Genomic DNA, 26530 nt, shown 5'->3' with positions numbered 1-26530 from the left:
CTTGCTGGCTCTCAAACTAGTTTAATTAACGATAATATGTCAGATTATGATATTTATGTTTATTCTAAAGATAAAATAAATATAGAAATGAGAGAGAAATTCGCAAAAAAATATTCAGTGAATTATGAAATAGAAAATAATTATTTTGAACATGGAGATGAGATTATACTAAAAGAAAATAATATATGTTTAGATTTTATGTATAGAGATATTTCTTTTATAGAAAATGAAATTAACTATGTGTGGAGAAATTATAATTCAAAAATAGGCTACACTACAGCATTTTTATACAATATAAAAAACTCTAAAATTCTTTACGAGAGTAATGATTCCTTTAGAAATTTTCAAAAAGAATTAAATAAAGATTATCCTAAAAAACTTAAAGATAATATAATAGAAAAAAACTATAATGTTATGTATGCTAAAAAATCAGTTTCATTTTACGAACAATTAGAAAATGCAGTAAAAAGAAATGATATTGTTAGTATTAATCACAGAATAACTGCTATATTAGCATCATATTTTGATATATTATTTGCTATAAATGAAGAGCTTCATGTTGGTGAGAAAAAACTTATAAGTTACGCTAAAAAATTATGTAAAAAATTGCCAGATAATTTTGATAAAGACATAGAAGATATTATAAATAATAATAATATTTTAGAAAAAGTGAAAAATCTTATTGGAAATATTAGAAAATTTTTTTAAATTTAAAATATAACTGTATATTTACTTTATTGACAAATATATAGCTATATATTATTCTATTTTTTTTATTATTTATTAAAAATAAAGGAAATTTAATGGATTTAGAAAAAAATGTTATATATGAAGATGATGATTTACTCTCCCCAATAGACGTTTCAAAGATATTAGGAGTGTCGAGAACAACTGTAAATTATTGGGTAAGACATTATGGACTTAAAGCAGACCTCACACCGGGCAAAAGATACAAAATTAGATATGCTGATTTAAAAGTATTTTTAGCATTCAATAAAAGAGAGAAAAGAGTAAAATTAAAAAGAAAAGTATCTAAATACAAAATAGCAATTATAGAGCCAATTGAAATTACAAGAAAAAACTATTTACAATGGCTTAAAAATGATTATGAAGTTTCTATAGTATCTAATTTAACTAATCCATTAAATGAATTAAAAAAAATACTTCCAGATATTATTCTAATGGATATTAATTTATCTGATGATAAGGATTATTTTTATTTATTAGATGAGATAAAAAAAGAAATAAGTTTAAGAATGGCACTTATTATTATAATCACAAAAAAATATAATGAAGATGATGTAGTTAATGGACTTGAAAAGGGAGCTTGCGATTATGTACAAAAACCTGTGGGTCAAAACGAATTAAATGCAAGAATAAGAAATGCTTTAAGGTTTTATGTAGATATTTAAAGCATATTAACAGGGTCTATATCTATTTCTATATAGTTGCCTTTTTGAGGTATAAATGATTTATTTAAACTTTCAAAAAACTCTTTTAAAAGTAAATGAGATGTAGTTTTTATTAAAATATTCCATCTATAATATTTATTTAGCTTACTCATAGTGCAAGATGTAGCACCTAATATTTCCACTTTTTCAGTATATTTATATGTAAGAGTTCTAGCCAAATCTGCTATAATATTAGCATCACTTGATACTTTTTTTTCATCTATCCCTCGTACAACAATTCTCACCAACCTCAAGAAGGGAGGATAAGGAAGTCCTGTAGTATGTTTTCTATTTTCTATTTCTCTATTGTAAAAAGAAATATAATCATGCTCTTTGGCATAAAGTATTGAATAATGATTAGTATTAAATGCCTGAATATAAACAACGCCTTTTTTATCACCCCTTCCGCTTCTTCCAGCAACTTGGGTTATTAAATTAAAAGTTCTCTCAGCACTTCTAAAATCTGGTATATGAAGCGACATATCAGCAAGCAAAACACCAACCAAAGTAACATTAGGAAAATCAAGCCCCTTAGCTATCATTTGAGTGCCAATTAAAATATCTATTTGTTTATCTGCAAACCTTTTGAATATATCTTCATATTTTTTTGTTCCGCCAACAGTTTCTTGGTCCATTCTCTCTATAACAGCATTTGGAAATAAAGTATTAAGATTCTCCTCAACTTTTTCTGTACCAGTTCCAATTCTCTCAAAATGCCCAATATTACATTTATCGCATAACTCTTCTACAAATTGAGTATAACCGCAGTAATGGCACATAACAACATTCTTTTTTTTATGATAAGTAAGCGAAACAGAACAATTAGGACATTCCAATACCACTCCGCAATGAGAACAGCTCACCACTGGTGCATATCCTTTTCTGTTTAAAAATAATATTATTTGCTCTTTAAGCTCTAGTTTTTTATTAATCTCTTCCACCAGTGTTTGGGTAAGCATTGGAAAAGAATCAGCCCTCTTTTCTTTTTTTAAATCCAAAATCTTAACTTCAGGCATATTAATTGATGATGCTCTTTTAGTTAGAGTGAGAAGTTCTATAGTGCCATTTAAAGCATGATAATAGCTTTCAAGAGAAGGAGTAGCACTTCCCAAAATAAGCGTAGCATTTTCTCTTTCTTTTCTATAGAAAGCAATTTGCCTTGCATGATATCTCGGAGTTTCATTTGACTTATAGCTAGTTTCATGCTCTTCATCTATCACTATAATACCGAGATTAGGCGTAGGAGAAAATATAGCACTTCTTGCCCCTATCACAATTTTTATCTCATTATTTCTTATCATCTGCCAATATCTATATTTAGCAGTAGGAGATAATTTACTGTGAAGCACAGCAATTTTCCCTTCAAACCTTTCAGCAAATCTTTTGATGGTTTGAGGAGTGAGGGATATTTCTGGAAGTATTACAATAGCCTGTTTTCCTAAATCCACTACCCTTTTTATAGCCTGCAAATAAACTTCTGTCTTACCGCTTCCAGTAACACCATGAAGTAAAAAACTTTTAGCTTTTTTCTCTTCTATACTTTTTAATATTGTATTTAAAACATTTTCTTGTTCATCATTAAGTTTTAAATAAGGCTTTTGTTTTACTTTTATAGGTTTTGGCGTAGTTTTCTTTTTGGAAGGATTTCCAGCAGGTAAAGCAGCAAATAGTGCCTCACCATAGGAAGAATGATAATATCTGCTCATCCATTTAGCTAAATTAAATTCATTTTCAGAGCATATAGGTTCAAGGTCTATTCTAGTTGTGATAGGCAGTACTTTATAATCTCCGTCAAGTGTATCAGTTTCCTCTATTACAATCCCCTTAGTACCTCTATTTCTTATAGGAGCTATAACCCTACAACCTATCAAACTATCATTTATATCATCAGGTTTTTTGTATGTAAGTACCTTATCTATAGGAAGGTTAAAAACGACTTTAACATACATTACATTTTTTCACGGCGTTTTTTATCTTCATATTTAGACATACAATTAATACATCTTAAAGTATATGGTATTGCAGTTAATCTCTCTTCATTAATTTCTTCTTTACAATCTATGCATTTACCATAAGAACCATCTTCAATTCTTTTAAGAGCATTATTAAGCATATCTAATCTGTCTCTTTCTTTTTGCGAAAAAGATACTAAACTTTGTTTTTCATAAGCCTGAAAAGCTATATCAGCCAAATCACCATGAGCATCTTCTTTAAGTGTTTCGTAAGATTCATTTCCGCTTAATAGTTCGTCTAAAGTCTTTCTTTTTTCTTCTAATATTAAATCTTTAAATTTCTTTAATTTTTTAGCATTCATTTCTTAAACACCTTATATAATATTTTAAGAGAATAATATATAATTAACGTTTTGAGAATTGGAATAGCTTTCTAGCACCAGATCTACCGTATTTTTTACGTTCAACCACACGAGAATCTCTTGTAAGGAAACCGTTACGCTTCAAAGTAGTTCTAAAGTCTTGACTCTCACCTATTAAGGCTTTAGCTATACCATGTCTAACAGCATCAGCTTGAGCAGAAACTCCGCCTCCGCGTACATTAGCATATACATCATATTTACCTAAATTTCCTGTTACTTTTAAAGCGTCTTCTACAACTTTAAGTAAAGCTGCTCTGTTACAGAAATATTCAGCATAATTTTTACCATTTATTAAAATTTTACCGCTTCCTAAAGCTATACGAACTCTAGCATTAGCAGTTTTTCTTTTGCCTGTGAATATAGTTAATTGTTTAGATGCCATTTTTTAACTCCTAATTATATATTTACAACTGTAGGTTTATTAGCTTCATGCTGATGTTCGCTGCCAGCATATACTTTTAATTTTTTAAGATGCTGTCTGCCTAATGGATTATGTGAAAGCATACCTTTAACAGCTATTTTTACCATTCTTTCAGGATTTTTATCTAATAGTTCACCATAGCTTACAGATTTTATACCGCCAGGATAACCTGTGTGTCTGTAATGTATTTTGCCTTTCTTTTTGTTTCCTGTTAATACTATATCTTTAGCATTAATAATAATAACATAATCGCCATTATCTAAGTTGTAAGCATAATCAACTTTATGTTTTCCTTTCAATAAATAAGCTGCTCTGCTTGCAACTCTTCCTAAAGATTTACCTTTAGCATCTATAATAAGCCAGTTTTGTTTTATATCTTTTTGGGATAAAACATAAGTACTATCTTTTGTTTTTAAAGTTTTCTTATCCATAATACACCTTCTAAAAGTTTTTAAATATTGTGGTTTGTTCTAAAATGTAACGAGTGATTAATTATAACACAAATAACTAATGAAGTCAAATTTTTCTAAGCTTTTATAACACTTTTTTATTTTTTAATATAACAATTCTAATTACTATAAATATAAAATTAGTAATATTTAAATAAAAATTATTTATTAAATATTTTATTTCTTCTTAGTTCTGAAATAATAACCCCAAATAATGTTAAAAACATGCCTAAAATAGATATAAAAGTTACTTTCTCTTTAAGTATAATAATAGAAACTATAATAGTAATAACTGGAGTTAAATATACATATATATTAGTTTTAATAGCCCCTATCAAATAAGTAGCCTTATTCCATATAATAAAACATATACCAGAAGCAAAAGTTGCTACAAATATCATATTAAATAATGTTACTGGTTTTTTTAATGCTAAAAAATTTGGGCTAAAATCTAAAAACAAAAATGAAGGAATCATAAATATTATTCCATAAAATATAATTTTTCTAGTAGATAAAATAACATCATATTTTTTATCTGTAATCTTTGTTATCAAAACAGAATAAAGTCCCCATCCCATACTTGATATTATTGCTAAAATATCTCCAAAAGGATTTAATTGAAGTTCTATTTTACCATTAAAACTCAATATGATAATACCTATAATTGATATAATAAATCCAATAAAGAAATTTATATACGGCTTATCTATTTTTAATATAAATGAAAATATACCTGTAAATAAAGGAGCTGCTGCTATTATGACACTAACATTTGATGCCAAAGAATAATCTATAGCTAAATTTAAAAACAAATTATATATAGTGATACCTGTTAAACCGCAAAGTGCAAAATATATTTCATCTTTTTTATTTTCAAGCACAAGTCTTTTAGGTTTTATTATTAATAAAAATAAATAGCCTATTACAAACTGCATCACAAGTAATTCAAGAGGAGTAAAGTCTTCCAATAATATCTTAGTAGAAACATAAAGAGAAGACCAAAAAAATACACTTAAAAATGCTAAAAAATGTCCTAATAAATATTGTCCCATAAATTATTCCATAAAAGTCTTTTTTATTTTTTCATTAAAAAATTGATATTAGAATGAAATCTAGAAAGATAATTCCTTCCTAAATCTATGGAATCATAAATCCAGCCCCATAATGCCCATATATAATTTGACATCATCTGACCTATAATTATTTCTTCATAGGTTATATCTTTATAAATTTCTATAAATTTCATTATTTGATCTTTGTTTAATTCTAATTCGGCTGTGAAATTACCAAGCTCCCACAATATAGAACTAAAACCTGCATATTCAAAATCAACAAATTTTATTATTTCACCATTATACATTATATTAGGAAGCTGTAAATCTCTATGACATAATACTTGCTTACCTTTATCCATATCTCTAGCTAAATTTAATAAGAATTTATGTTCTGATTTATTAACTATTTTTATTTGAGAAAGGTTTTCATAATTTTCTATTTCTTCTACCATAGAAATAATTTTAAAATCCATATGATCTTCATGACTAATATTATGAAGTTTTTTCATTTGCTCTGCAATCAAAGGAAAAATAATATCACAATTTTTTAAATCATTAAAATCTAAAGACCTATATCCATATAAAAAATCAGTCAATTTTATATCACTTTCATAAAAATCACTTTTTGGTACTATGTCTTTATCATATATAAGAGATAATATTTTCTTTTCAGAAGTTCTATCTATTATATTTTCTGTACCTTTACCAGGTATTCTTATAATTTTATCTTCACCTAAAAATTTAATTTTATAGTTAACATTTGTTATCCCTGCAAGTTTATCAATTTTTCCATCATCAGAACATTGTTCAGCTATTTCTTTTGGGGTTATCAAATCATGATATAAAGCATCTTTAAAAGAATCTATTTCAACATATAAATCATCATGATTAAAAGCATAAAAATTTATTTTATTTATTGATCTTAAAACACAATATTCCCAATATTCATCATCAGACGTATTAAGAAGTTCTTCCTTTAAAATTTTCACATCTTCTTCATTATCAAATACTGCTATACCATCTCCATAACCACTTGTAGCATTGGTATCTATATCTATTAATTTAAAATTCCTATCAACTATATATCCCCAAGATGTAACACCATCTACTATTTTCTGAGCTAAAAACTGAGATGAATCTGATCTTATATAAGAAAAAAAATTATTTTTTAAATATAGATCTCCATTAAATATCATTGTACCTTTTACTATCTCATCTATAACAAATTTTAATGAAGCACTGCTATTTTTAACTGCATAATCATTATATATAACTTTTTTAAATCCAAGTTTTTCTTTATATTCATCAAACATTTCATGTTTATATCCTGCAACAACAACTATATCATCTACTCCATTATTCTTTAATATTTTTACCATATTCTCAAGCAATGTTTTTCCGTTTATTTTCAATAATGGCTTAGGTTTTATTAAAGTCATTGGTGCTAATCTAGTTCCTTTTCCTGCAGCAAGTATTATAGCTTTCATAACATCACCTTAATTTATATAGATAAATCAGCAAGCATATTTTTTATATAATCAGCAGATCTTTTAGCAGATTCACCAGGATACATATAAGCTTCTTCTTTTGCTTTAATAATATTATCTCTTAATGCATTATTATTAATTGTTTGAGATATTATAGAAGAAATATTTGAAAAATTGCTTTCATCTAACTTAAAACTTATTTTTGGCAGAGTTTCAAAAGTCCATACTTCTTCATCTATCTCTATTGCATCTGTACCTCTTTTATCAAATACAAAACTTGGTATTATAACAGGCTTTTCAAATAAAAACAAATAATCAAATATAACACCTGAAAAATCGGATATCATAATATCAGCTCTTGATAATGAATAAATATTTAATCTGTTGAAATCCCATTCGACATTATCTTTGTCTTTATATCTTTCTTTAAATTTATCCAAAATATCTTTATCAGATATTATAGATTGAGGATGAGGTCTTATTATAACATTGTAATCTGAATTAACTATATTATCTATTAGTTTTTCACCAAATCTCCTAAAAATACAATTCATACCCCAAGATGGAGCTAACAATACTGTTTTTCTATTATCTTTATATTTTCCTTTTAATTCTTTAACAACAGTACTTTTAAGTTTAGACAATTCATCTAAATATGGACTTCCTACAACATATAAATCTTTTATAATAGCATTTCTTTTTCTTTCTAGCTCGCGTATATCTCTTATTTGATGTTCACCATTTAAAAATACAATATCAAAAAAATCCAATGAATACAAACAATAAGTAGATGTCTCTGCTGATGAATGGGTTATATGAATATATTTTTTTACTCCTTTAGAGCGTTTTAATTGAAATACATCTAAATTAGGTGTAGTCATTAAACAAATATCAGCTTCTATAAAATTTAGTTTAGCATAAGCCTTATTACCTACCCCTATAAACTCAGTATGAAGTAAATCATTTTTCATTTCAAAAATTTGATCATCTTCACTTGAACTATAATATATTACTGGTATTTCCAATTTTATAAGTTCCTCTATTATAGGCTTAAATACATTATAATATCTTTTATCTTCTCCATAAATTATTATTCTTGCCTTTTTTGAAGCTTCTGTTTCTATATTTTTACTTTTAGAAAAAGACATAGTTTTTAACTTTATCACTAATGCTTTTGATAAGAAGAAAAGTGTTCCTATTATACCAAAAAGTGCTGAAAAAAGTAAACTTCCTGTTCCAGGGTCTATATATCCAAAAACATTATTTTGAATTAATATAAACAATGTTAAAATAGTAATTATCATATTTATTCCTAAAATTTAATATATCAATAAATAGTATAATTTTTTAATATAGAGATAAACTATTTTAATTGCGCTTCTTCTATATTTTTATTTTTTATATCTATTTTAAATTTTTCCCAATTATTTATATTAAATATGTTATCTTTAACATAATAATAATAGTTAAAATTATAATAATTATAAAATTGCTTACTAATCTCCCATTTGTTTAATTGAATTATATAAGCTCCATTTGTCTTATAATCATTTGTAATAATCTTATTATTAAACACATTTTTTATATTTGGTATATGTTTAACTGCTAAATAAGGAGTATCAGCTATAGTCATAAAGTTAGTATTTATTTCTATCGCACCTCTCTTGTTAAAATCTTTATATATAAGCAAAGCATTGTACCAAGAAGCAAATTTTAAATTACCATCAAATACTCTTGTATTAACATCTCGCCCATGATCTGAAACTAATATAATTTTTGTATTATCATAAACTTCATTCGTTTTTAAATATTCTATAAAATCGATTAAAATATTTATAGAAGCCACATTAGCATAAAAATGCCTTACACTCAATTCATCTTTATAAATTAATAAATCTTCATCTTTAACATTTTTCGATTCAAAATAAGGTAAACAATCAGAATCAAAAAACTGCGGTTCATGTGTTATCATATTATGAAGTATATTATAATAATTACCTTCTTCTTTTATATTGATTAAATCTTTAGTGTTCTTCAAAATAGCATAAGAATATATACTTGAATTAATATTAAAACTATCAATATTAAACCAATTACCATTACTGTAAAAATCATATCTTAAATTAATAGGAAGCATTCTTAATATAGAAAATCTTATAAATCTATTTTTTTGTTTTATCTTATTATACTCATTAATATTAAAATCAGCTAGATTAAAATATTTTGCAATACTATCTTTATCAATAACATTATTATTATAAGCTTTAACATTAGTATAATCTTTAAATATAGTTAAATCAGGTGTATATTGAAAATTAGCATAAACAGGCTCTAATATAGATGATTTATAACCATATTTTTCTAATGCTCTTGGCAACATTAATAACGCTTCATTATGTTTATCTTTTATACTATAATTGTTGTTTGTACTCAATTCATAAGGAAGATAATCATATCCCCCATATAAAGAAGCTATTGTAGCTGTAAAATCAGAAAAAGAAACTGTATTAGGATAAATAGTAAAACCATCTAATTTTTCTTTATACTCTGGATATCTTTCCAAAGCATCTATCCAGTAAGAATTTATAGCTCTGTCAAGGATAAAAACAAATATATTTTCACCTGTCTTTGATAAATTAAATATCTTTAAGCTATTACTATTATTAGCAATATAATCATTTTTCACAAAACTATTATGAGATTTTATAATTTTATAAATATTAAATGAAGAAATAAATACAAATACAATTAATATAATATAAAAAATATTAATAAGTATAGTATTATTTTTCTTTAAAATAAAAATCGTTAATAATAGAGATAATATAATTAATAACAGCATCAAAAATATTTCTTTAAAAGATGATATAAGCAAATTAGAATTATCAAATATCAAATCAGCATTAATATTTAAATAATTTCCTGTCATTATAAATGTGTTTATAAGTACAATAAAAACTAAAAAAACTATCAATAATGTCAAATAATTTTTAACTCTTTCAGAAAATAAAGAATATATAAATAAAGGGTAAAATAAAAATAATCCAATACATATAGATAAATTATTAAATATTAAATAAAAAGGATTAGTAAACTCTTGAGGGGAATTACCTATTAATGAAGTAGGTATAAATAAGCCAGACAATATACTTATAACAATACAAGATATAATAATCAATTTATCTCTAATAGATGTAAAAGAAAACTCCTCTTCTTTATTTTTAAATATCAATCTGTAAACATTACCTATGTTAACTATAAAAGTTAATATTAATAAAAAAGTATATATATTAATTGAATAAGATTTAGGAGATAATGTATAATAAATATCTATATTTTCATTTATAGTATTTATATCTTTATCTAATTCTACAATAGCATTTTTAGTATTAAGACCATTAAATTCTATTTTTTTTATGTGTTTTGTAAGCTTATTAACATTACCTCTAAATTCAAATATATCACTGCTTATAAATATTTTGCTGTAATATTTTATTCTAGCAGAGTATACATAATTATTATTATTTTTAATAAAAATAAAATTAAAATCAGATAAATACGCCTTTCTTTCTATTTTTCCTAAAGAGATTAATAATATAAATAATATTGTAACTATAATAAAAAATATATTATAAGCTTTTAATAATTTATGTTTATTAACTACAAATATATTATAAAGCTTGTATTCAATTACAATATTTTTTAATAAAGAAAACAAACAATTTATAGTCCAATAAAATAAAAGTCCTGAAGGTGAAGTATATAATAAAACTAAAAATATTAATGATACTATATATAAAGGAAGACTCTCCTTAAAATTTAATTTTTTAGAATAAACAAAACCTGCTAATAAGCTAAATGAAGTCATTACAAATGGAAGCAAATTAATACTAAAACTGCCTATATGAATTAAAGCATCAGGCTTAGATAAATCTTTAATGAATAAAAAAGGCACACCGTTTAATCCTGTTAAACTATGCACAAAATTATAAGCAGCCATAAAGAAAGGAATTTGTATTAAAAGTCCCAAAGTACCGCGAAAAGCATATATTGTTTTGTATCCATTTATTCTTTGACAAGCTCTAATTAATAAATATCTTTGATCTCCTTTATATACAGCCTTAATATTATCTATCATTGGCTTCATTTTATCTTGTATGGCTCTTTCTTTAGCCTGCCAAGATTCGGCTATATTATATAGAGGAAGCGACAAAAAATTTATACATATACTAAGTAAAAATAAACTTATACCATAACTTGATTTAAATACATTATTAAACAAATAGAATAATATTTCTATAATAAATTCTATAGGGTATATTAAAATATTATAAAGTATATCAAAAAACATTATAATCCTCCCAAGAAATGAGCTCTTTTGAGTTTATAATTTTTTGATAAAACACAAAGGATATGTTTTTTCTATGTAATGATAAAGACAAAAATAAATTATGAAGTGTTGACTGTTGACTGTTGACTGTTGACTGTTGACTGTTGACTGTTGACTGTTGACTGTTGACTGTTGACTGTTGACTGTTGACTGTTGACTGTTGACTGTCATTCTATCTCCGCTTTCAATCATTTTATACATTTTAACATTAAATTATAATTATTGCAATCATTTTTATAAAAAAAATTAAACAAATAAATATTTTTCAATAATTTAAACATAAAAAAAGCTGTAAAATAAATATATTTACAGCTTAAAAATATACATTATTGAAACTATTTAGTATAAATTTTGCCATTATGTTTTTCTTTTATTTTTGCAACGGTATCTGATATCATATTAACAGACTGCATAATATCATCAAACACATCAGGCTTTATAGACTGTGCCCCATCACATAAAGCATGCTCAGGGTCATTATGTACTTCTATAATCATACCGTCAGCACCTGCAGAAATTGCTGCTAAAGTGAGAGGAAGTGCCATCCAAGATTTGCCGCTTGCATGCGAAGGGTCGCCTATCACAGGTAAATGACTCAAACGCTTTATTGCAGGTATTGCTGATACATCGAAAGTGTTTCTTGTGTAAGTTTCAAATGTCCTCACCCCTCTCTCGCATAATACAACATTATCATTACCCTGATTAAGTATATATTCAGCACTCATTAGCCATTCTTCTATAGTATTAGCTAATCCTCTTTTTAAAAGTATTGGTTTTTTTAATTTACCAACCTCTTTTAAAAGCTCAAAGTTCTGCATATTTCTAGCACCAATTTGAATCATATCAACAGTATTTTCAAAATCCTCTAAATGTCTAATGGACACTATCTCACTTACTATAGGTATACCAACCTCTTCTCTTGCAAGTTTTAATATTTTAAGTCCGTCAAGTGCCAAACCTTGAAAAGCATAAGGAGAAGTTCTAGGCTTAAAAGCTCCTCCTCTAAGCATTGAAGCTCCTGAAGCTTTTACACTTTTTGCTATGCTTATTAATTGCTCCTCGCTTTCTACAGAACAAGGGCCTGCTATTATCACAGGTTTCTCTCCACCTATTTTTACACCAGACACTTCTACTATAGTATCTTCTTTTTTAAATACCCTATTAGCCCTTTTAAATGGCTCTTGTACTTTTAAAACTTTTGATACTCCCGGTAAAGATGCTATCAAATCTCTGTCTATTTTAGAAGTATCACCCACCATTCCTATTACTGTATAATCAACTCCCACACTTTTATGTATTCCTAACCCAGCATTTTTTAATCTTTCTATAATACTTTCTATATGCTCTTCTTTAGCATTTGGTTTCATTACTACTATCATAATAAAATCTCCTTAAAAAATAATATTAAATATATATATTTTCTATTTAAAAAAAGCCCTTCTAAAATAAAGCCCATGAGCAGGAGCAGTAACAAAAGCAAGAGTTCTATCCTCTTTTTCTAATATCTCTTCTATAAAGTTAATAGGCATATTTTTTCTTTGCCCCTCTACCAATGTACCAACTATAATACGAACCATGTTATGCAAAAAAGCATTGCCCCTTATAATAAAATATATAGTATCTTTTTTTCTTATAGCCCTCACCCTCTCAATATACCTAAACTTTGAGTCATTCTCATCTTCAGTAGAACAAAAAGATGTAAAATTATGCTCACCTATAATATATTTAGCATATTCATTTATAAGTTTTTCGTTTATAATATTCTTTCTGTAAAACCAAGAATATCTCTCATAAAAAGGAATTGATATATCACTGTTTTGAACTACATAAATATATTCTCTAAATGTAGCAGACGCTCTGGCATTAAAACTATCATCTACAACTTCAGCATTAATTATTCTTATGTCTTTAGGAAGAGAAGAGTTTAAAGCTCTAGTAACTCTTTCTATAGGCACAAGCATTTTTTCAACTCTAAAATTAGCCACCTGCCCCAAAGCATGCACCCCAGCATCAGTGCGTCCGCATCCATATATAGTGCTTTTTTTTGAATATATTTTTTGAACCGCTTTGTAAATTTCACCCTGAACTGTTCTCAAATTAGGCTGTATCTGCCAGCCAAAAAAATCTGTACCATCATATTGTATTGTTATTTTTATATTTGTCATTATTATTTATACTAGTAAAAATTATATTTGAATAATCATACTATAATAATAAATTAAGTCAAATTATTATTATAGGAATATTTTTTAATAAGTATTTTTTGATTATTAAAAAAATACTAAAAATAAAAAAGAGCTGAGAAATAATAATATCCCAGCTCTCAAATAATAATATCTTTATTAAGTTTTTATTCTTCTATAATTATAACATAAGTCATTCTAGAACGTTTTATTGTAATTGTAAATGACTTATCTTCACCATAAGATTTAACAAACTTATTATAATCATCAATATTAGATATTGTTATACCATTAATAGCCTTAATTACATCACCAGGTCTAAGTCCAGCAGAATAAGCTTTAGAGTTTTGAGCCATATTTACTACAACAACACCTCTCTCATTGCTTCTAATCTGAAGTCTTTGAGATATCTCAGGAGTAACATCAGAAACATCTAAACCCATCCAAGCATTAGCATCTCTTGAGCTTTGTGATGAATTAGAACTAGGTACAACATCTTCATCTTCTTCCCTAGCCTCTATTGTAATTCTTGTAACTCTTTCTTTTCCATTTCTTAAATATTTAACTTCAACCTTACTTCCAACTTTAGTAGTAGCAACTTTATTAAATAAGTCAACACTCTTAGTCATTCTCTCACCATCAAACTCAATTATAATATCACCATCTTGTAAACCGCCCTTAGAAGCAGGAGAATTAGGTATAACCTCACTTACATATACACCAGAGTTTTGTTTAACATTTAAACCTCTAGAAAGATTTTCATCAATATCTTGTAAATATATTCCTAAATATCCTCTAGTAACTTTTCCATTATCTTTTAAATCCTTCATAACAGAAGTAGCAATATTAATAGGAGTAGCAAATCCTATACCAATGCTTCCGCCAGAAGTAGAATATATCAAAGTATTAATTCCTATAACTTGACCATGTATATTAAATAATGGACCGCCAGAGTTACCTGGGTTTATAGCAACATCTGTTTGAATATATCTCTGATATCTGTTAGCGCCAACATCACTTCTGCCTTTAGCACTAACTATACCAAAAGTAACAGTATTATTTAAACCATAAGGGTTACCAATAGCAATAGCAAACTCACCAGGTTCTATAGCATCACTGTCTCCCAAAGCTACATAAGGAAATACTCTGTCAGATTCAATTTTTAATAAAGCCAAATCATAAGCCTCATCAAAACCTATTAATTTAGCAGGCAATTCCTCATCTTCGCCATATAAAAGCACCATAATCTTAGTAGCACCCTTAACAACATGGTAATTAGAAAGAACATATCCCTCATCATTAACTATGAAACCGCTTCCTAAAGATTTTTGACTTCTTCTCTGTCTAGGCATTTGATCGCCAAAGAAAAATCTAAAAAACTCATCAGCATATCTATCTTCATAAGTCTGACCAGATTCAATTTCTGTAGATATATTAACAACGGCAGGCATATTCTTATCAACAACATCTCTAATAGCACTCTCAACCTCTAAAGCTCCATCTAAAGAACCATTAAAAGCAGCCTTCTCTGGTGCAGCTTGAGCATGTACAACAAAATCGCCATCTTTAGAGTTCTTTTCATAAGAAAATATAAAAAATGATATTATTATTCCTAATAAAGTAAATGTAAGACCAAGATTGAGAAAAAACATAAATGATTTTTTATTTTGATTCATATATATAATTACCTCCTATAATTGTGGTTTCTATATAACTAATTTTACTATATTGATTGAATGATGATTTCACTATATAAACCTATTATAAAAAAGTAAAGTAAAATTATCTATAATTATTATGCTTATAAAAAATTTCAGGCTCTCCATTAGGACGAGTATTCCACCTAGGATGCAACCAAAGCCAATTCTCAGGATATTTTCTTATAATATCTTCTAACTTTTTTGTATATCTTTGAGTATTATGATATAAAGTCTCCTCTTTAGTTGATTTCTCTTCTATACGCATTATTTCTGATACAATTATTTTATGATGACCATACCTATCTGGCACATCATAAAGTATAGCCATAGGAGCTTTAGTTTTCATTGCTACTGCAACAGGACCGACAGCAGTTGCACATTTTTCGCCAAAAAAATCAACATAAATTCCATCTATATAATTCTGATCACATAAAAATGCAACAGGTTTATTCTCTCTTAAAGTATAAAATATATCTTTTAAATTGCCCTTTCTAGCAATACATTTAACTCCCCTCTTTTCTCTCCAAGACTTCATATAAGTATCTAATTTTGGATTATCTAAAGGCCTCACTATAACACTAGGATTATAACCCTTAATACCAAAATATGAAGCTATATACTCCCAATTACCAATATGCCCAGTAATAGCTACTATACCCTTATTTTCTTCTAGAGCCTTATCAAATATCTCTATACCTTCTATTTTTATGCGATTTAGTATCTGCTTATTAGACATTCTTGAAGCCTTTATAAACTCAGCAAAAGTCATCATCATAGATTTCATAGATCGTCTAGCAATAAGTCGCCTCTCCAAATAAGATTTCTCTGGAAAAGCCTGCTTCAAATTAATTAAAGCAATTTTCCTCGTCTTTGGAGCTACATAAAACATTAAAATCCCTATAATCTTTGCAAAAAATATCACAAAAATATAAGGAAAAAATGATATAATCTCCATTAATATTCTTAATGGAATATATTCAAGCATAATAATTTTTTTCGATTTGTAAGCCAATTCCTACTCCTGATCGTTTCCGCCAATATTATTTTCTTCTTTTTTTGATTCAGATGCATTATCATCTTCTGTAAATTCTTTCTCTAATTTTTGTAAATTATCATCTAAATCATCTTTTTTTTCATCATTATTATTAACATTATTATCTTCATTATTTTTATATTCTTCTGCTTTTTTAGAGCCTTCTATTAATATTCCAGCACCAGCTAATTCTCCTGAAGTAATTAAATAATAAAAACCAGATATAAAATAATAAGCCTCTGTTAAAGCTTTTAATACATTATATCCTTGTATTCTCTTTTTACTTCCGCTGACATCAATAAAAAATGTTAATATATCATTAGGATTTGCTATGATTCTCTCTCTTTCTTCTTTATCTAATAATAATTTGTCTAATTTCTTTTTTAAAGATGATATAATAGAAACTATATGTGATTTTAAATTCTTCGCAGTGTATGATATTTGTCCATTTTTTTCAGCTAACATAGATACTCTCTGCTCAAATCTAAGAGATGTATCTCGTTCTACTTTTAAAGCATTCTTGCACATATCGCTATACTCTAAAAATCTAGAATTGGAATCTGATAATGATAAAAATATATTATTAAAATCGCTCTTATAATCTGTTCTCACTAAATTATCATAAATTAAATTATATTTTACCTTATTAGAAACAAATAATACAGAATATTCTCTATCCAAAAAATCTAATAACACTTTTATTCTATATATTTTATCAGTATCCAATACATTGAAGAAAGGGTCTCCTTCTATCTCTATATTATTATCTGCTTTTCTATATGAAACCACTTTCTCTATAAGTTTTACACCTATAGATTCTATTTTCATTAATTTTTCTTCTTCATTGTCTTCAGGTGTTTGAGTTTCTTTTGTTTCTTCCTGATGCTGTTTTGTAATTTCTTCTTTTTGTTTTAACTCTTTTTCTTTTTTTAATTTAGTATAATATCCAACTACATCTGTTTCTGTAATTCCTAGAAAATTATTGATTTCAGATAATGTTTCAAGTTTTTCTTTAGAAGCATATTGAAGCAAAGAAAATAATTTTGGATAATATTTTGAATATATTAAATCTACATCCTTTTTAAAATTAGATATTCTAGGATTAATAACACCTTTACTAATATTATCTACTATAGAATATGCAAGCAAGGCTTTTTCTCCAGCCAATTTTAATTTTGAAGAATAAGCATGCAAAATATATAAAGGCTTAAACATAGCTTTAAGTTCATTCACATAACTGCTAGCTTTTGTTGTAGAGTGTAAATCTTTATACTGTCTTAAAAAAGTCTTATAAATATTTTCATCATATTGACCTTTTATACGCTCTAAAAGCTCAACATCTTCCAAATCATTAGCAAATTGAGCTAATATTTTTTCTTTCTTACTTTTAGGTTCTAGAGAATTATCATCTACCGGATTTAAAGCATTGAATATAAGAGTGTCCATCTCTAAAAATGCTGAAATAACATTCTTATCTATAAAACCCAAAAACTTATTATGTACATTTCCTCCAAAGGTTGTTATTACTTTATTAGATAAGGCATCTAACCATAATTTTAAACTTAAAAATACACTCTTTTGCTTTTTTACAATTAAAGTATTGTTTGGCTTCTCTTTTTTAGCAGCTTGAGAGGTATTAGTATAAACATAATTTCCTCTTGGAGTGCTATTAGAGTTAGTATTTTTAGGCTTATTATAACTAGGGGTGCTTCTCTTATATGAATAATCTGGAGCAGATTGCTTTTTTCTGTTAGTTATTACCTCGCCGCCTGCATCTACAAACTTATTAAACAAATTTCTTCTATCATCTTCTTTAAGATTATCTAGTTTTAATCTATTTCTAGTATTATCTATATCACCCATAGAAAATAACTCCTAAAAATATAATTATTAATTACCCCTATGTATCATAGTGGCTGTGGCTTGATTGCCCGCTAAAATAGTCATACTAGATATTTGAACATGTTTTTTTCTAGTAATAACATACTCTATATTATCGGCTATATCTTCTGCATATAAAGGTTCAAAACCCTTGTAAACATTATCAGCCTTTTCTTTATCTCCTTTAAATCTAACTGTAGAAAACTCTGTGTTTACAGCACCTGGTTTTATATTTGTTACTCTTATAGGCTTATCTATTAACTCAATTCTTAAAGCATCTCCAAACATCTCTACAAAAGATTTAGTAGAACAATAAATAGCCCCACCAAAATAAGCCTCATCTGCAGCAACAGAAGCTAAATTAATGATATCTGCATTTTTACTACCTAGCATTAAAGGTATTATCATTTTTGTTAATGTTATTAAACCCTCACAATTTACTCTTATCATCTGTAAGCTGTCTTCTATATCATTGTTATAAAAATAATCCTTACCCAAAGCAAGCCCTGCATTATTAATAAGTATATCTATATTCTTCCATTCATTTTCTAATGAAGTTACAGCATTTTTTATACTATTGGTATCAGCATAATCTACTTTTATAACTTTTACTTTTACATTATAATCTTTTTCCAACATACTTCTAAGAGATTCTAATTTCTCAATTCTTCTCGCTGTTAAAATAAGATTAACGCCATTAGAAGCAAGCATTTTAGCAACCGCTTCGCCAATACCAGCACTAGCCCCAGAAATAAAAGCTAATCTGCCTTTAATATCTTCTTTATACATAAAAACTGCCCTTATATAATTATTTATTATTATTCGTAAGTTCTTACTCTGCCAGCAACATCTTCAGCAGTGTATTGCATACCAACCTCTTGAAGATATTTTGAAATTAAAGTATCCATTTGTTTTTTTAAACCCTTTGAATATAATTCTGCTACAACAGTACAGTTTTGTTTAGAATCCCATTTGCTCTCAACAATAGATACGCCTCTCACTCTTCCTGCAACTCTTTCTTGTATTACATATTCATCTATCATACCCTTTTCTGTAGAGCTTAAAGATTCTATGTAAGAACCCACTATCTTAGCTACTATCTTATTTTTAGCATCTAACTCTGCAGCCTGTCTTGATACAACTTCTCTTCTAAACTTATCATCAACATCTATATCGTCACTAGGAGAACCCATTCCCATTACCCTAAAAGTATCATCATTTATCCAACCTTCAGGATTGTTTCTGCTAACTCCAGTTCCGCAAGAAGATAATACTATCATCATCATAATAGTTATAATCAAGTACAATTTGTTATTTTTCATATAGCGTACCTCCGTTTATTTCTATAATATATTTAATATTATATATATTAATAATATGATTGCAATAGTCTAAACCAAAATTTAATATTATGTTATAATACATATATTATCTATATTTTAATTTTGTTTTTGACAATTTTTTATATTAAACTATAATAAAAATATATAATTAAACTTATTATTAATTTATAATTAAAAAATTATTTTTATAGAGGTATTCAAATGCTGCAATATGCTGTTATAGGAGTTGGTACTTTAGGTAAAGCTCTAATAAATAGATTGATGAATAAACCTTCAATAGAAGTATTAGCAATAGATAATGATATTAATGAAATAGAAGCTATAAAAAATAGTGTTACTCAAGCTATGAAATTAGACTCTACTCAAAGAGAAGCATTAGAGGCTATAGAAATTAATAAATTCGATGCTGTTATAGTTACTATAGGTGAAGACATTATGACAAGTATATTAACTTCACTAATATTAAAAGAATTAAATGTAAAAAACATAATAGCAAGATATTCTGATGAAAGACATAAAGCAATATTAAGCAAAATAGGAATCACACACCTTGTAAGCCCAGAAGAATCTATGGGTATACATATAGCAGAGCAGCTTGAAGTTGGAGATTCTTTGCTTTTATACGACTTAACTGAATATCACTCAATAGTAGAGTTTCCTGTGCATGCTGGACTTGCTGGTAAAAATTTAAAAGAACTTGATTTGAGAAAAAAATATAAAATTAATGTTGTAGCTATAAAAAAAGAAACAACTAGTATATTAGGAGAAAAAAAGATTATAGTTGATTGTACACCTGACCCTGAAGAATCTATGGTTGAGGGAGATATACTTGTAATAGCTGGGCATGATAAAGATATAGAAAAATTACATAGAAAACTTTCTGAATAAGTTATTATAAATAAATTTTATAAATAAACATTTTACAAAGAAAAATTAATATAATTAAAAATAAGAGAAGTATAATGAATAACTATTTTGCAAAGCTGCTTATTGCCGTAGGAATCATTGCTATAATAATAGGTATATTAATACTATTAAAAATTCCAATAGGAAAACTTCCGGGTGATATTGTAATAAAAAGAGAAAATTTCACTTTTGCTTTTCCAATAGTAACTTCTATAATAGCTAGTATAGTACTATCTTTTATAATGTGGGTAATTTCTAAATTTTAATAAAAGATATTATTTTTAATTAATGCATATTTATTTTTTTTATTTTAGATTTATTTTTCTTTAGGCTTACAAAAAAGAATGGTTTCTCCACCCCAAGGTGAATAGCTTCGTATATAATACTCATAATCATCTGCAATGCTTTTTATAAATACTGGTATTTTAAAAAAATCTTCCATAAAAAGCTCTCCTCCATGATAAATTGCAACTGCTAAACTTGGCCTATATTTTTTTAGGGGCTGTCCTAGATAACTTAAATTTGTTAAAATTAAAGTATGAAACGTAGTAAATTAAGTCAAGATAAACAATTAAAATTAATAGAACATTTTGTAGCAGGAACCACAGCAAGAACTACATCAGTTTTAGTTGGTGTTAATAAAACTACAGCTTCGTATTATTTTTTAAGATTAAGAGAATTAATATTTGAATATGAGAAAGAAAAAGAAGAAGAAATTTTTAACGGCGAAATAGAAGTTGATGAAAGTTATTTTGGCGGTAAAAGAAAAGGAAAAAGAGGCAGAGGAGCTAAAGATAAGATACCAGTGTTTGGTTTATTAAAAAGAGGCGGAAAAGTATATGTAAAAATGATAAATAATACCCAAATAAGCACTTTAATGCCTATTATTAGGCAAAAAGTACAGCCAGATAGTATAGTTTATTCAGATTATTATCATAGTTATGATGTATTAGATGTCTCTGAATTTAAACACTTTAGAATTAATCATAGTGAAAAGTTTGCTGAAGAAAAGAACCATATTAATGGTATAGAGAACTTTTGGAATCAAGCAAAGAGATATCTTCGTAAATTTAATGGAATACCAAAAGAACATTTTCACTTATTTATTAAAGAGTGTCAATTTAGATTTAATAATCCAAAAGTTGACAAACAGTTGGAAATTATATATAATTTAGCAAGAAAGGAGCTTTTTTAGTTATCTAGGACAGCCCCAAAAATTAAATATGTTATTCTAATTGACTATAAAACAAAATATGTTATAATATTTCAAATTATTTGCATATTATTGTAAATAATAAAGTATCAATTCAAAGAGGTGTTATAATGTCAAAAATTAATTATTTAGGACAGTCTTATGACTTGTCCCATGGAGAGTCTTTATTAGACTTCCTTAAACAAAATGCAAAAAAAGATTCCAAAGATGCAGTAGCAGCAAAGTTTAATGGAACACAAGTTGACCTTACATATACGCCTGAAACAGACGGCGATTTAGAATTGATACTTACAACCACCGAAGAGGGGCTTGAAATATTAAGACACTCTACAAGCCACCTAATGGCTCAGGCAGTTAGAAGACTTTATCCTAATACTCAAGTTACTATAGGACCAGCTATTAAAGACGGTTTTTACTATGACTTTGATGCTGAGAGACCTTTTACTGAAGAGGATTTGCCAAAAATTGAAGATGAAATGAAAAAAATTGTAAAAGAAAATATTCCTGTAGTAAGAAAAGTAATGAAAAAAGATGAAGCTATAGAATATTTCAAGAAAGCAAATGAACCATATAAAGTTGAAATTATAGAGGCAATAGATGCAGATACTGTATCATTCTATGAGCAAGGTGATTTTATAGACCTTTGCAGAGGACCCCATGTACCTTCAACAGGATATATAAAATCTTATAAACTTATGTCTGTTGCAGGAAGCTATTGGAGAGGCGATTCAAACAATAAAATGCTTTCTCGTATATATGGTACTGCTTTTGAAAGTAAAGAGGCATTAGATAAATATCTTAAAAAACTTAAAGAGGCAAAAGAAAGAGACCATAGAAAATTAGGTAAAGAATTAAACTTATTTAGTTTCCATGATGAAGGTCCAGGTTTTCCTTTCTGGCACCCCAATGGTATGATTATTTATAAGGCAGTTGAATCATATATAAGAAATGAAAATGATAAACGCGGATACGTTGAGATTAAAACTCCTGCTATACTTAATGAAGAGTTATGGCATAGAAGCGGACACTGGGATAATTATAAAGAAAATATGTATTTTACAGAAATTGACGAAACTAAATATGCTGTAAAACCTATGAACTGCCCGGGCGGTTTGATTGTTTATAATTCTAATATACATAGTTATAGAGATTTGCCTTTAAGAGTTGCTGAGTTAGGTTTTGTACATAGACATGAGCTTTCTGGAGCTTTACATGGACTTTTCAGAGTAAGAGCTTTCACTCAAGATGATGCTCATATATTCTGTACAGAAGAACAATTATGCGATGAGATTATTAACACTATCGAATATTATTTATCTGTATATAAAGACTTTGGTTTTAAGGACTTTGAAATATTTGTTTCTACAAGACCAACAAAATCAATAGGAAGCGATGAGATTTGGGAGCTTGCTACTAAATCTTTAATGAATGCTTTGGATAAGCTTGGCATAAGCTACAAAGTTAATGAAGGCGACGGAGCTTTCTATGGCCCTAAAATAGACTTCAATATTAAAGATGTTCTTGACAGAAACTGGCAATGCGGTACTTTACAAGTTGACTTCTCACTTCCTATGAGATTTGAGATTAGCTATGAGGGTAAAGACGGTAAAAAACATACTCCTGTAATGCTTCACAGGGCTATACTTGGTTCAATGGAGCGTTTTATAGGTATATTGGTAGAGCATTATAATGGTAAGTTTCCACTATGGTTATCTCCAATACAGGTTGCTGTTGTTAATGTTCTTAATGAAGAGGCACAAATAAATAGAGTTCATGAAGTAGCTAAAAAGTTAAAAGAAGCAGGTTTCAGAGTAGAAATTGATGAAAGTAATGATAATTTAGGTACTAAGATAAAAAAATATCGCTTGCAAAGAACTCCATATACAGTTATAATAGGAGGAGAAGAAGTTTCTAATGGAAAATTATCTATTAGAACACGTTATTCACAAGAAATAAAAGATATGGATTTAACTGAGTTTATGGAAAAACTACAGAAAGAATATAAGGAGAGAATGAATGATTCTATATTTACTACTAAATGAGGTAGCTAAATAATGGCAACAGTAAAAAAAGAAGGAGAGAGAATTAATCAGTTTATTACTGCACCAGAAGTTAGGGTAGTACATGATGAGAAAGGCAGCCTTGGTATTATGAGCATAAAAGATGCTTTAGCATTAGCCAAGGAAGAAGGTTCAGATTTAGTAGAGATAGTTCCTACAGCAGAGCCTCCTGTTTGTAAGATTATCAATTATGGTAAGTATAAATTTGATATTCAAAAAAAGAGTAAAGAAGCTAAGAAAAAACAAAAGTCAGTTCAGCTTAAAGAAATAAAAATGCGTCCTCAAATAAGCATACATGATTATAACTTTAAGATGAAACATATTCGTGAGTTCTTAGATGAAGGTAATAAGGTAAAAATCACAATAATGTTTAGAGGCCGTGAAATGGCTCATACAGAGTTTGGTTATGACCTTATTAATAAAATTATACAAGATTTGGAAAATGAAGCTTCTACAGAAAAGCCTGCTAAATTAGAAGGCAAAAATCTTTCTGCAGTGCTTAATCCAATGAAAGTTAAAAAGACTTCTTCTTCTGATTCTGAGGCAGCTTCCAAAAAAGAAGCTTCAGCTAATACTGAAGAGTAAGTAAATATAATTAATTTTTTTAAGCCCACTAACTACTTTGTACTTATCATACGAGTAGATTGAGCATATAGTAAATATAATTTTAAAGGATATTAGTTTATGAAACAAAAGTTAAAAACAAAAAGCGGTGCTAAAAAACGTTTTAGATTTTCTAAGACAGGTAAAGTAAAGTTCGCTCATGCATTTGGTAGCCACAAATTCTTAAGCAAAAGACCTGACACTAAAAGAAAGTATCGTAAAGTAAAAATTGCTGATGATACTAATATGTTAGAGATGCCAAGATTAATGCCTTACGGTAGATAATATAAAAGGAGACTAAAATGAGAGCAGTTAGCGGAATAGTAAGAAAGAAAAAAGTTAAAAAAATATTAAAAATGGCTAAGGGTTATTATGGTTCTCATAGCAAGCAAACTAAGCAGGCTAAAGAGGCTGTAATAAGAGGCTTAAAATATGCTTATCGTGATAGAAGACAGAAAAAGAGAATGATGAGAAGATTATGGACTCTTCGTATCAATGCTGCGTGCAGACCTTTGGGTATATCTTACAGTAAGTTTATTAATGGTCTTAAAAAAGCTAATGTTTTAATAGATAGAAAAGCTTTATCTAATTTAGCTATTGATGATTATAAAGCGTTTGAGGCTGTTGTTGAAGTAGCTAAAAAAGCACTTGCTTAAAAAATATTTACTTATGTATAAAATTACCGTTAGTATTATTAATGAATGCTGACGGTTTTTTATTTTAAAAATCATTGCACATATTTTTATAAATAAATTTTAAAAAATATATAAATCAAAAAATAAATTATATATCATTCAAAAAATTAATTGTCAAAACTTTTAAAAATTAAAAAATAGCCCAAGTTTATTACTTGAGCAGAGATATCAATTTTTCTTTCCTATTCTACATTTTATAGGCGAGTAAAGAAAGGCGAATTTAACAGTTTTTCAGGATAACGAATATTTATCTGAAATATTCATTATCCTGAAGAATCATATTATAGAGATTCTATTTTATCCCGCTTTCCTACATACAGTAGGGTATCGAGACTATTATGAAGCATAATTTATTATATTAAATCCCGCTTTCCTACATACAGTAGGGTATCGAGACATAATCTTCCCATTTGCCTGTTTTATTCAAATCCCGCTTTCCTACATACAGTAGGGTATCGAGACTTCGTAGAAGTTTGGGCTCATCTAAAAAATATCCCGCTTTCCTACATACAGTAGGGTATCGAGACCTAAAGCATCGGCACTTATTACCGTATTGCATCCCGCTTTCCTACATACAGTAGGGTATCGAGACTTCCGCCGCCTAAATATTCGTTAAGAACTAATCCCGCTTTCCTACATACAGTAGGGTATCGAGACCAAGGCAGTATAGATACTAAACAAGGCAAAATCCCGCTTTCCTACATACAGTAGGGTATCGAGACACGATATGGATCTTGGCGGATTAGCTAAAAATCCCGCTTTCCTACATACAGTAGGGTATCGAGACTGCTTTTTAGCCTTTATATTTTCTTCACATTAATATATATTTTATATCTTAATGTCAAAGAACTTGCTCGTATTATAATACATTTTTTATTATTTTTCAAGTAGTTTTATGTATTTTTTGTGTCATGGAGCCATAGATATTGTACTTTTACTTGCTATAATATTTTTGATTCTTTCTTTGATTGTAATATAACCTAACGAAGAAATCAATCTTTGATTGTTATAAAAATGTGTATATTCTTTTAATTTTTCTCTTAATAATTCTACTGTGATATTTTTATTTAATCGTGAATAAAATTCTCTTTCGTCTATGCCGTGTACTCTTTCTACTACGCCGTTATATCTTGGTGTTGCTACAGGAATATATCTTCGTTCTAATTTATTTTTAAGACAATATTCATCAAAAATATTTATTTTAGGAGTATTAATACAGCGATAAGTATATTCCATACCATTATCGGTCTGTATAGATTGTATCCTAAAAGGTGAAGTTTTCTATA

25 protein-coding genes, 1 pseudogene and 1 CRISPR repeat array are annotated in these 26530 nt (G+C 27.5%); of the genes and pseudogenes, 9 read left to right on the top strand and 17 right to left on the bottom strand.

Annotated features, from left to right (window positions below; all coding sequences use genetic code 11):
• The first annotated feature begins 36 nt into the window (after positions 1–36).
• Together EPJ72_RS12300 and EPJ72_RS12295 are read left to right on the top strand one after the other, a co-directional pair.
• The gene (locus tag EPJ72_RS12300; protein ID WP_242005016.1) at positions 37–708 is read left to right on the top strand and encodes a DUF4037 domain-containing protein; all 672 of its coding nucleotides are present in this window, start codon (positions 37–39) and stop codon (positions 706–708) included.
• 95 nt (positions 709–803) lie between these two features.
• A complete protein-coding gene (locus tag EPJ72_RS12295) occupies positions 804–1412 on the top strand; it encodes a response regulator (RefSeq protein WP_147732407.1) in 609 nt (202 codons plus the stop codon).
• On the opposite strand, the gene priA is transcribed toward EPJ72_RS12295, so the two are convergent.
• The 15 genes from priA to EPJ72_RS12220 form a co-directional block, all read right to left on the bottom strand.
• A complete protein-coding gene (gene priA / locus EPJ72_RS12290; RefSeq protein ID WP_147732406.1) occupies positions 1409–3400 on the bottom strand; it encodes a replication restart helicase PriA in 1992 nt (663 codons plus the stop codon). The two genes, EPJ72_RS12295 and priA, sit on opposite strands and share 4 nt — an antisense overlap.
• Entirely contained in the window at positions 3400–3765 is a 366-nt protein-coding gene (locus tag EPJ72_RS12285; RefSeq protein ID WP_147732405.1) for a TraR/DksA family transcriptional regulator, read from the bottom strand. Before EPJ72_RS12285 ends, priA begins: the two co-directional genes overlap by 1 nt.
• A 43-nt stretch (positions 3766–3808) precedes the next feature.
• Complete coding sequence (gene rpsI / locus EPJ72_RS12280; RefSeq protein WP_013243774.1) at positions 3809–4207, bottom strand: 30S ribosomal protein S9; 399 nt, start codon at positions 4205–4207, stop codon at positions 3809–3811.
• 14 nt (positions 4208–4221) lie between these two features.
• The gene (gene rplM / locus EPJ72_RS12275) at positions 4222–4677 is read right to left on the bottom strand and encodes a 50S ribosomal protein L13 (RefSeq protein ID WP_147732404.1); all 456 of its coding nucleotides are present in this window, start codon (positions 4675–4677) and stop codon (positions 4222–4224) included.
• A gap of 179 nt (positions 4678–4856) precedes the next feature.
• Positions 4857–5747, bottom strand: coding sequence for a DMT family transporter (locus EPJ72_RS12270; protein WP_147732403.1), 891 nt, complete (start codon positions 5745–5747; stop codon positions 4857–4859).
• A gap of 23 nt (positions 5748–5770) precedes the next feature.
• Complete coding sequence (locus EPJ72_RS12265; protein WP_147732402.1) at positions 5771–7237, bottom strand: sugar phosphate nucleotidyltransferase; 1467 nt, start codon at positions 7235–7237, stop codon at positions 5771–5773.
• 14 nt (positions 7238–7251) lie between these two features.
• Entirely contained in the window at positions 7252–8541 is a 1290-nt protein-coding gene (locus EPJ72_RS12260) for a CDP-glycerol glycerophosphotransferase family protein (protein ID WP_147732401.1), read from the bottom strand.
• Positions 8542–8600: 59 nt separating this feature from the next.
• A complete protein-coding gene (locus EPJ72_RS12255; protein WP_147732400.1) occupies positions 8601–11588 on the bottom strand; it encodes a YidC/Oxa1 family membrane protein insertase in 2988 nt (995 codons plus the stop codon).
• A 374-nt stretch (positions 11589–11962) separates the two neighbouring features.
• Complete coding sequence (gene aroF, locus EPJ72_RS12250) at positions 11963–13006, bottom strand: 3-deoxy-7-phosphoheptulonate synthase (RefSeq protein ID WP_147732399.1); 1044 nt, start codon at positions 13004–13006, stop codon at positions 11963–11965.
• A gap of 42 nt (positions 13007–13048) precedes the next feature.
• The gene (gene truA, locus EPJ72_RS12245; protein WP_147732398.1) at positions 13049–13792 is read right to left on the bottom strand and encodes a tRNA pseudouridine(38-40) synthase TruA; all 744 of its coding nucleotides are present in this window, start codon (positions 13790–13792) and stop codon (positions 13049–13051) included.
• A gap of 185 nt (positions 13793–13977) precedes the next feature.
• Positions 13978–15486 (bottom strand): Do family serine endopeptidase, encoded by a 1509-nt coding sequence (locus EPJ72_RS12240; RefSeq protein ID WP_147732397.1) that lies wholly within the window; start codon positions 15484–15486, stop codon positions 13978–13980.
• 106 nt (positions 15487–15592) lie between these two features.
• Complete coding sequence (locus EPJ72_RS12235) at positions 15593–16522, bottom strand: lysophospholipid acyltransferase family protein (protein WP_147732396.1); 930 nt, start codon at positions 16520–16522, stop codon at positions 15593–15595.
• A 3-nt stretch (positions 16523–16525) separates the two neighbouring features.
• Positions 16526–18406: a hypothetical protein gene (locus EPJ72_RS12230; protein WP_147732395.1), complete on the bottom strand. Its 1881-nt coding sequence runs from the start codon at positions 18404–18406 to the stop codon at positions 16526–16528.
• Between the two features lie 27 nt (positions 18407–18433).
• Entirely contained in the window at positions 18434–19213 is a 780-nt protein-coding gene (locus EPJ72_RS12225) for an SDR family NAD(P)-dependent oxidoreductase (RefSeq protein ID WP_147732394.1), read from the bottom strand.
• 29 nt (positions 19214–19242) lie between these two features.
• Positions 19243–19746, bottom strand: a complete 504-nt coding sequence (locus EPJ72_RS12220; protein ID WP_147732393.1) for a hypothetical protein — start codon at positions 19744–19746, stop codon at positions 19243–19245.
• Positions 19747–19968: 222 nt separating this feature from the next.
• On the opposite strand from EPJ72_RS12220, the gene EPJ72_RS12215 reads away from it, so the two are divergent.
• Together EPJ72_RS12215 and EPJ72_RS12210 are read left to right on the top strand one after the other, a co-directional pair.
• A complete protein-coding gene (locus tag EPJ72_RS12215; protein WP_147732392.1) occupies positions 19969–20655 on the top strand; it encodes a potassium channel family protein in 687 nt (228 codons plus the stop codon).
• Positions 20656–20729: 74 nt separating this feature from the next.
• Complete coding sequence (locus EPJ72_RS12210; protein WP_147732391.1) at positions 20730–20939, top strand: DUF2905 domain-containing protein; 210 nt, start codon at positions 20730–20732, stop codon at positions 20937–20939.
• 50 nt (positions 20940–20989) lie between these two features.
• Here EPJ72_RS12210 and EPJ72_RS12205 read toward each other — a convergent pair.
• Positions 20990–21172: pseudogene (locus EPJ72_RS12205) on the bottom strand (FkbM family methyltransferase); the annotation flags it as partial.
• A 39-nt stretch (positions 21173–21211) separates the two neighbouring features.
• Here EPJ72_RS12205 and EPJ72_RS12200 point away from each other — a divergent pair.
• The 5 genes from EPJ72_RS12200 (at position 21212) to rplT (ending at position 25205) form a co-directional block, all read left to right on the top strand.
• Complete coding sequence (locus tag EPJ72_RS12200; protein WP_147731120.1) at positions 21212–21868, top strand: IS1595 family transposase; 657 nt, start codon at positions 21212–21214, stop codon at positions 21866–21868.
• 128 nt (positions 21869–21996) lie between these two features.
• On the top strand, positions 21997–23928 hold the full coding sequence (gene thrS, locus EPJ72_RS12195; protein ID WP_147732390.1) for a threonine--tRNA ligase: 1932 nt from the start codon (positions 21997–21999) through the stop codon (positions 23926–23928).
• 12 nt (positions 23929–23940) lie between these two features.
• Positions 23941–24531, top strand: coding sequence for a translation initiation factor IF-3 (gene infC / locus EPJ72_RS12190; RefSeq protein ID WP_147732389.1), 591 nt, complete (start codon positions 23941–23943; stop codon positions 24529–24531).
• A 99-nt stretch (positions 24532–24630) separates the two neighbouring features.
• Complete coding sequence (gene rpmI, locus EPJ72_RS12185; protein ID WP_147732388.1) at positions 24631–24834, top strand: 50S ribosomal protein L35; 204 nt, start codon at positions 24631–24633, stop codon at positions 24832–24834.
• Positions 24835–24851: 17 nt separating this feature from the next.
• Positions 24852–25205, top strand: a complete 354-nt coding sequence (gene rplT / locus EPJ72_RS12180; RefSeq protein ID WP_013243468.1) for a 50S ribosomal protein L20 — start codon at positions 24852–24854, stop codon at positions 25203–25205.
• Between the two features lie 338 nt (positions 25206–25543).
• Positions 25544–26031: a CRISPR direct-repeat array (repeat unit 35 nt; unit sequence ATCCCGCTTTCCTACATACAGTAGGGTATCGAGAC).
• A gap of 122 nt (positions 26032–26153) precedes the next feature.
• Here the strand turns inward: rplT and EPJ72_RS12175 are convergent.
• Positions 26154–26480, bottom strand: a complete 327-nt coding sequence (locus tag EPJ72_RS12175; protein WP_147730955.1) for an integrase core domain-containing protein — start codon at positions 26478–26480, stop codon at positions 26154–26156.
• Between the last annotated feature and the right edge of the window lie 50 nt (positions 26481–26530).

This window comes from Brachyspira pilosicoli, from assembly GCF_008016535.1.
In the GTDB taxonomy this organism is placed as follows: domain Bacteria; phylum Spirochaetota; class Brachyspiria; order Brachyspirales; family Brachyspiraceae; genus Brachyspira; species Brachyspira pilosicoli_A.
This window is presented reverse-complemented; position numbering and strand designations above follow the sequence as displayed.

Bases quoted from the DNA above. Each gene is read 5' to 3' on its own strand.
- rplT (WP_013243468.1), top strand. From the start codon at position 24,852: ATGAGAGCAGTTAGCGGAATAGTAAGAAAGAAAAAAGTTAAAAAAATA.
- infC (WP_147732389.1), top strand. From the start codon at position 23,941: ATGGCAACAGTAAAAAAAGAAGGAGAGAGAATTAATCAGTTTATTACT.
- thrS (WP_147732390.1), top strand. From the start codon at position 21,997: ATGTCAAAAATTAATTATTTAGGACAGTCTTATGACTTGTCCCATGGA.
- EPJ72_RS12295 (WP_147732407.1), top strand. From the start codon at position 804: ATGGATTTAGAAAAAAATGTTATATATGAAGATGATGATTTACTCTCC.
- EPJ72_RS12230 (WP_147732395.1), bottom strand. From the start codon at position 18,406: ATGGGTGATATAGATAATACTAGAAATAGATTAAAACTAGATAATCTT.
- EPJ72_RS12225 (WP_147732394.1), bottom strand. From the start codon at position 19,213: ATGTATAAAGAAGATATTAAAGGCAGATTAGCTTTTATTTCTGGGGCT.
- rpsI (WP_013243774.1), bottom strand. From the start codon at position 4,207: ATGGCATCTAAACAATTAACTATATTCACAGGCAAAAGAAAAACTGCT.
- EPJ72_RS12300 (WP_242005016.1), top strand. From the start codon at position 37: ATGTCAGATTATGATATTTATGTTTATTCTAAAGATAAAATAAATATA.
- priA (WP_147732406.1), bottom strand. From the start codon at position 3,400: ATGTATGTTAAAGTCGTTTTTAACCTTCCTATAGATAAGGTACTTACA.
- EPJ72_RS12210 (WP_147732391.1), top strand. From the start codon at position 20,730: ATGAATAACTATTTTGCAAAGCTGCTTATTGCCGTAGGAATCATTGCT.
- EPJ72_RS12175 (WP_147730955.1), bottom strand. From the start codon at position 26,480: ATGGAATATACTTATCGCTGTATTAATACTCCTAAAATAAATATTTTT.
- rplM (WP_147732404.1), bottom strand. From the start codon at position 4,677: ATGGATAAGAAAACTTTAAAAACAAAAGATAGTACTTATGTTTTATCC.
- EPJ72_RS12270 (WP_147732403.1), bottom strand. From the start codon at position 5,747: ATGGGACAATATTTATTAGGACATTTTTTAGCATTTTTAAGTGTATTT.
- EPJ72_RS12240 (WP_147732397.1), bottom strand. From the start codon at position 15,486: ATGAATCAAAATAAAAAATCATTTATGTTTTTTCTCAATCTTGGTCTT.
- aroF (WP_147732399.1), bottom strand. From the start codon at position 13,006: ATGATAGTAGTAATGAAACCAAATGCTAAAGAAGAGCATATAGAAAGT.
- EPJ72_RS12220 (WP_147732393.1), bottom strand. From the start codon at position 19,746: ATGAAAAATAACAAATTGTACTTGATTATAACTATTATGATGATGATA.
- rpmI (WP_147732388.1), top strand. From the start codon at position 24,631: ATGAAACAAAAGTTAAAAACAAAAAGCGGTGCTAAAAAACGTTTTAGA.
- truA (WP_147732398.1), bottom strand. From the start codon at position 13,792: ATGACAAATATAAAAATAACAATACAATATGATGGTACAGATTTTTTT.
- EPJ72_RS12260 (WP_147732401.1), bottom strand. From the start codon at position 8,541: ATGATAATTACTATTTTAACATTGTTTATATTAATTCAAAATAATGTT.
- EPJ72_RS12285 (WP_147732405.1), bottom strand. From the start codon at position 3,765: ATGAATGCTAAAAAATTAAAGAAATTTAAAGATTTAATATTAGAAGAA.
- EPJ72_RS12255 (WP_147732400.1), bottom strand. From the start codon at position 11,588: ATGTTTTTTGATATACTTTATAATATTTTAATATACCCTATAGAATTT.
- EPJ72_RS12200 (WP_147731120.1), top strand. From the start codon at position 21,212: ATGAAACGTAGTAAATTAAGTCAAGATAAACAATTAAAATTAATAGAA.
- EPJ72_RS12215 (WP_147732392.1), top strand. From the start codon at position 19,969: ATGCTGCAATATGCTGTTATAGGAGTTGGTACTTTAGGTAAAGCTCTA.
- EPJ72_RS12265 (WP_147732402.1), bottom strand. From the start codon at position 7,237: ATGAAAGCTATAATACTTGCTGCAGGAAAAGGAACTAGATTAGCACCA.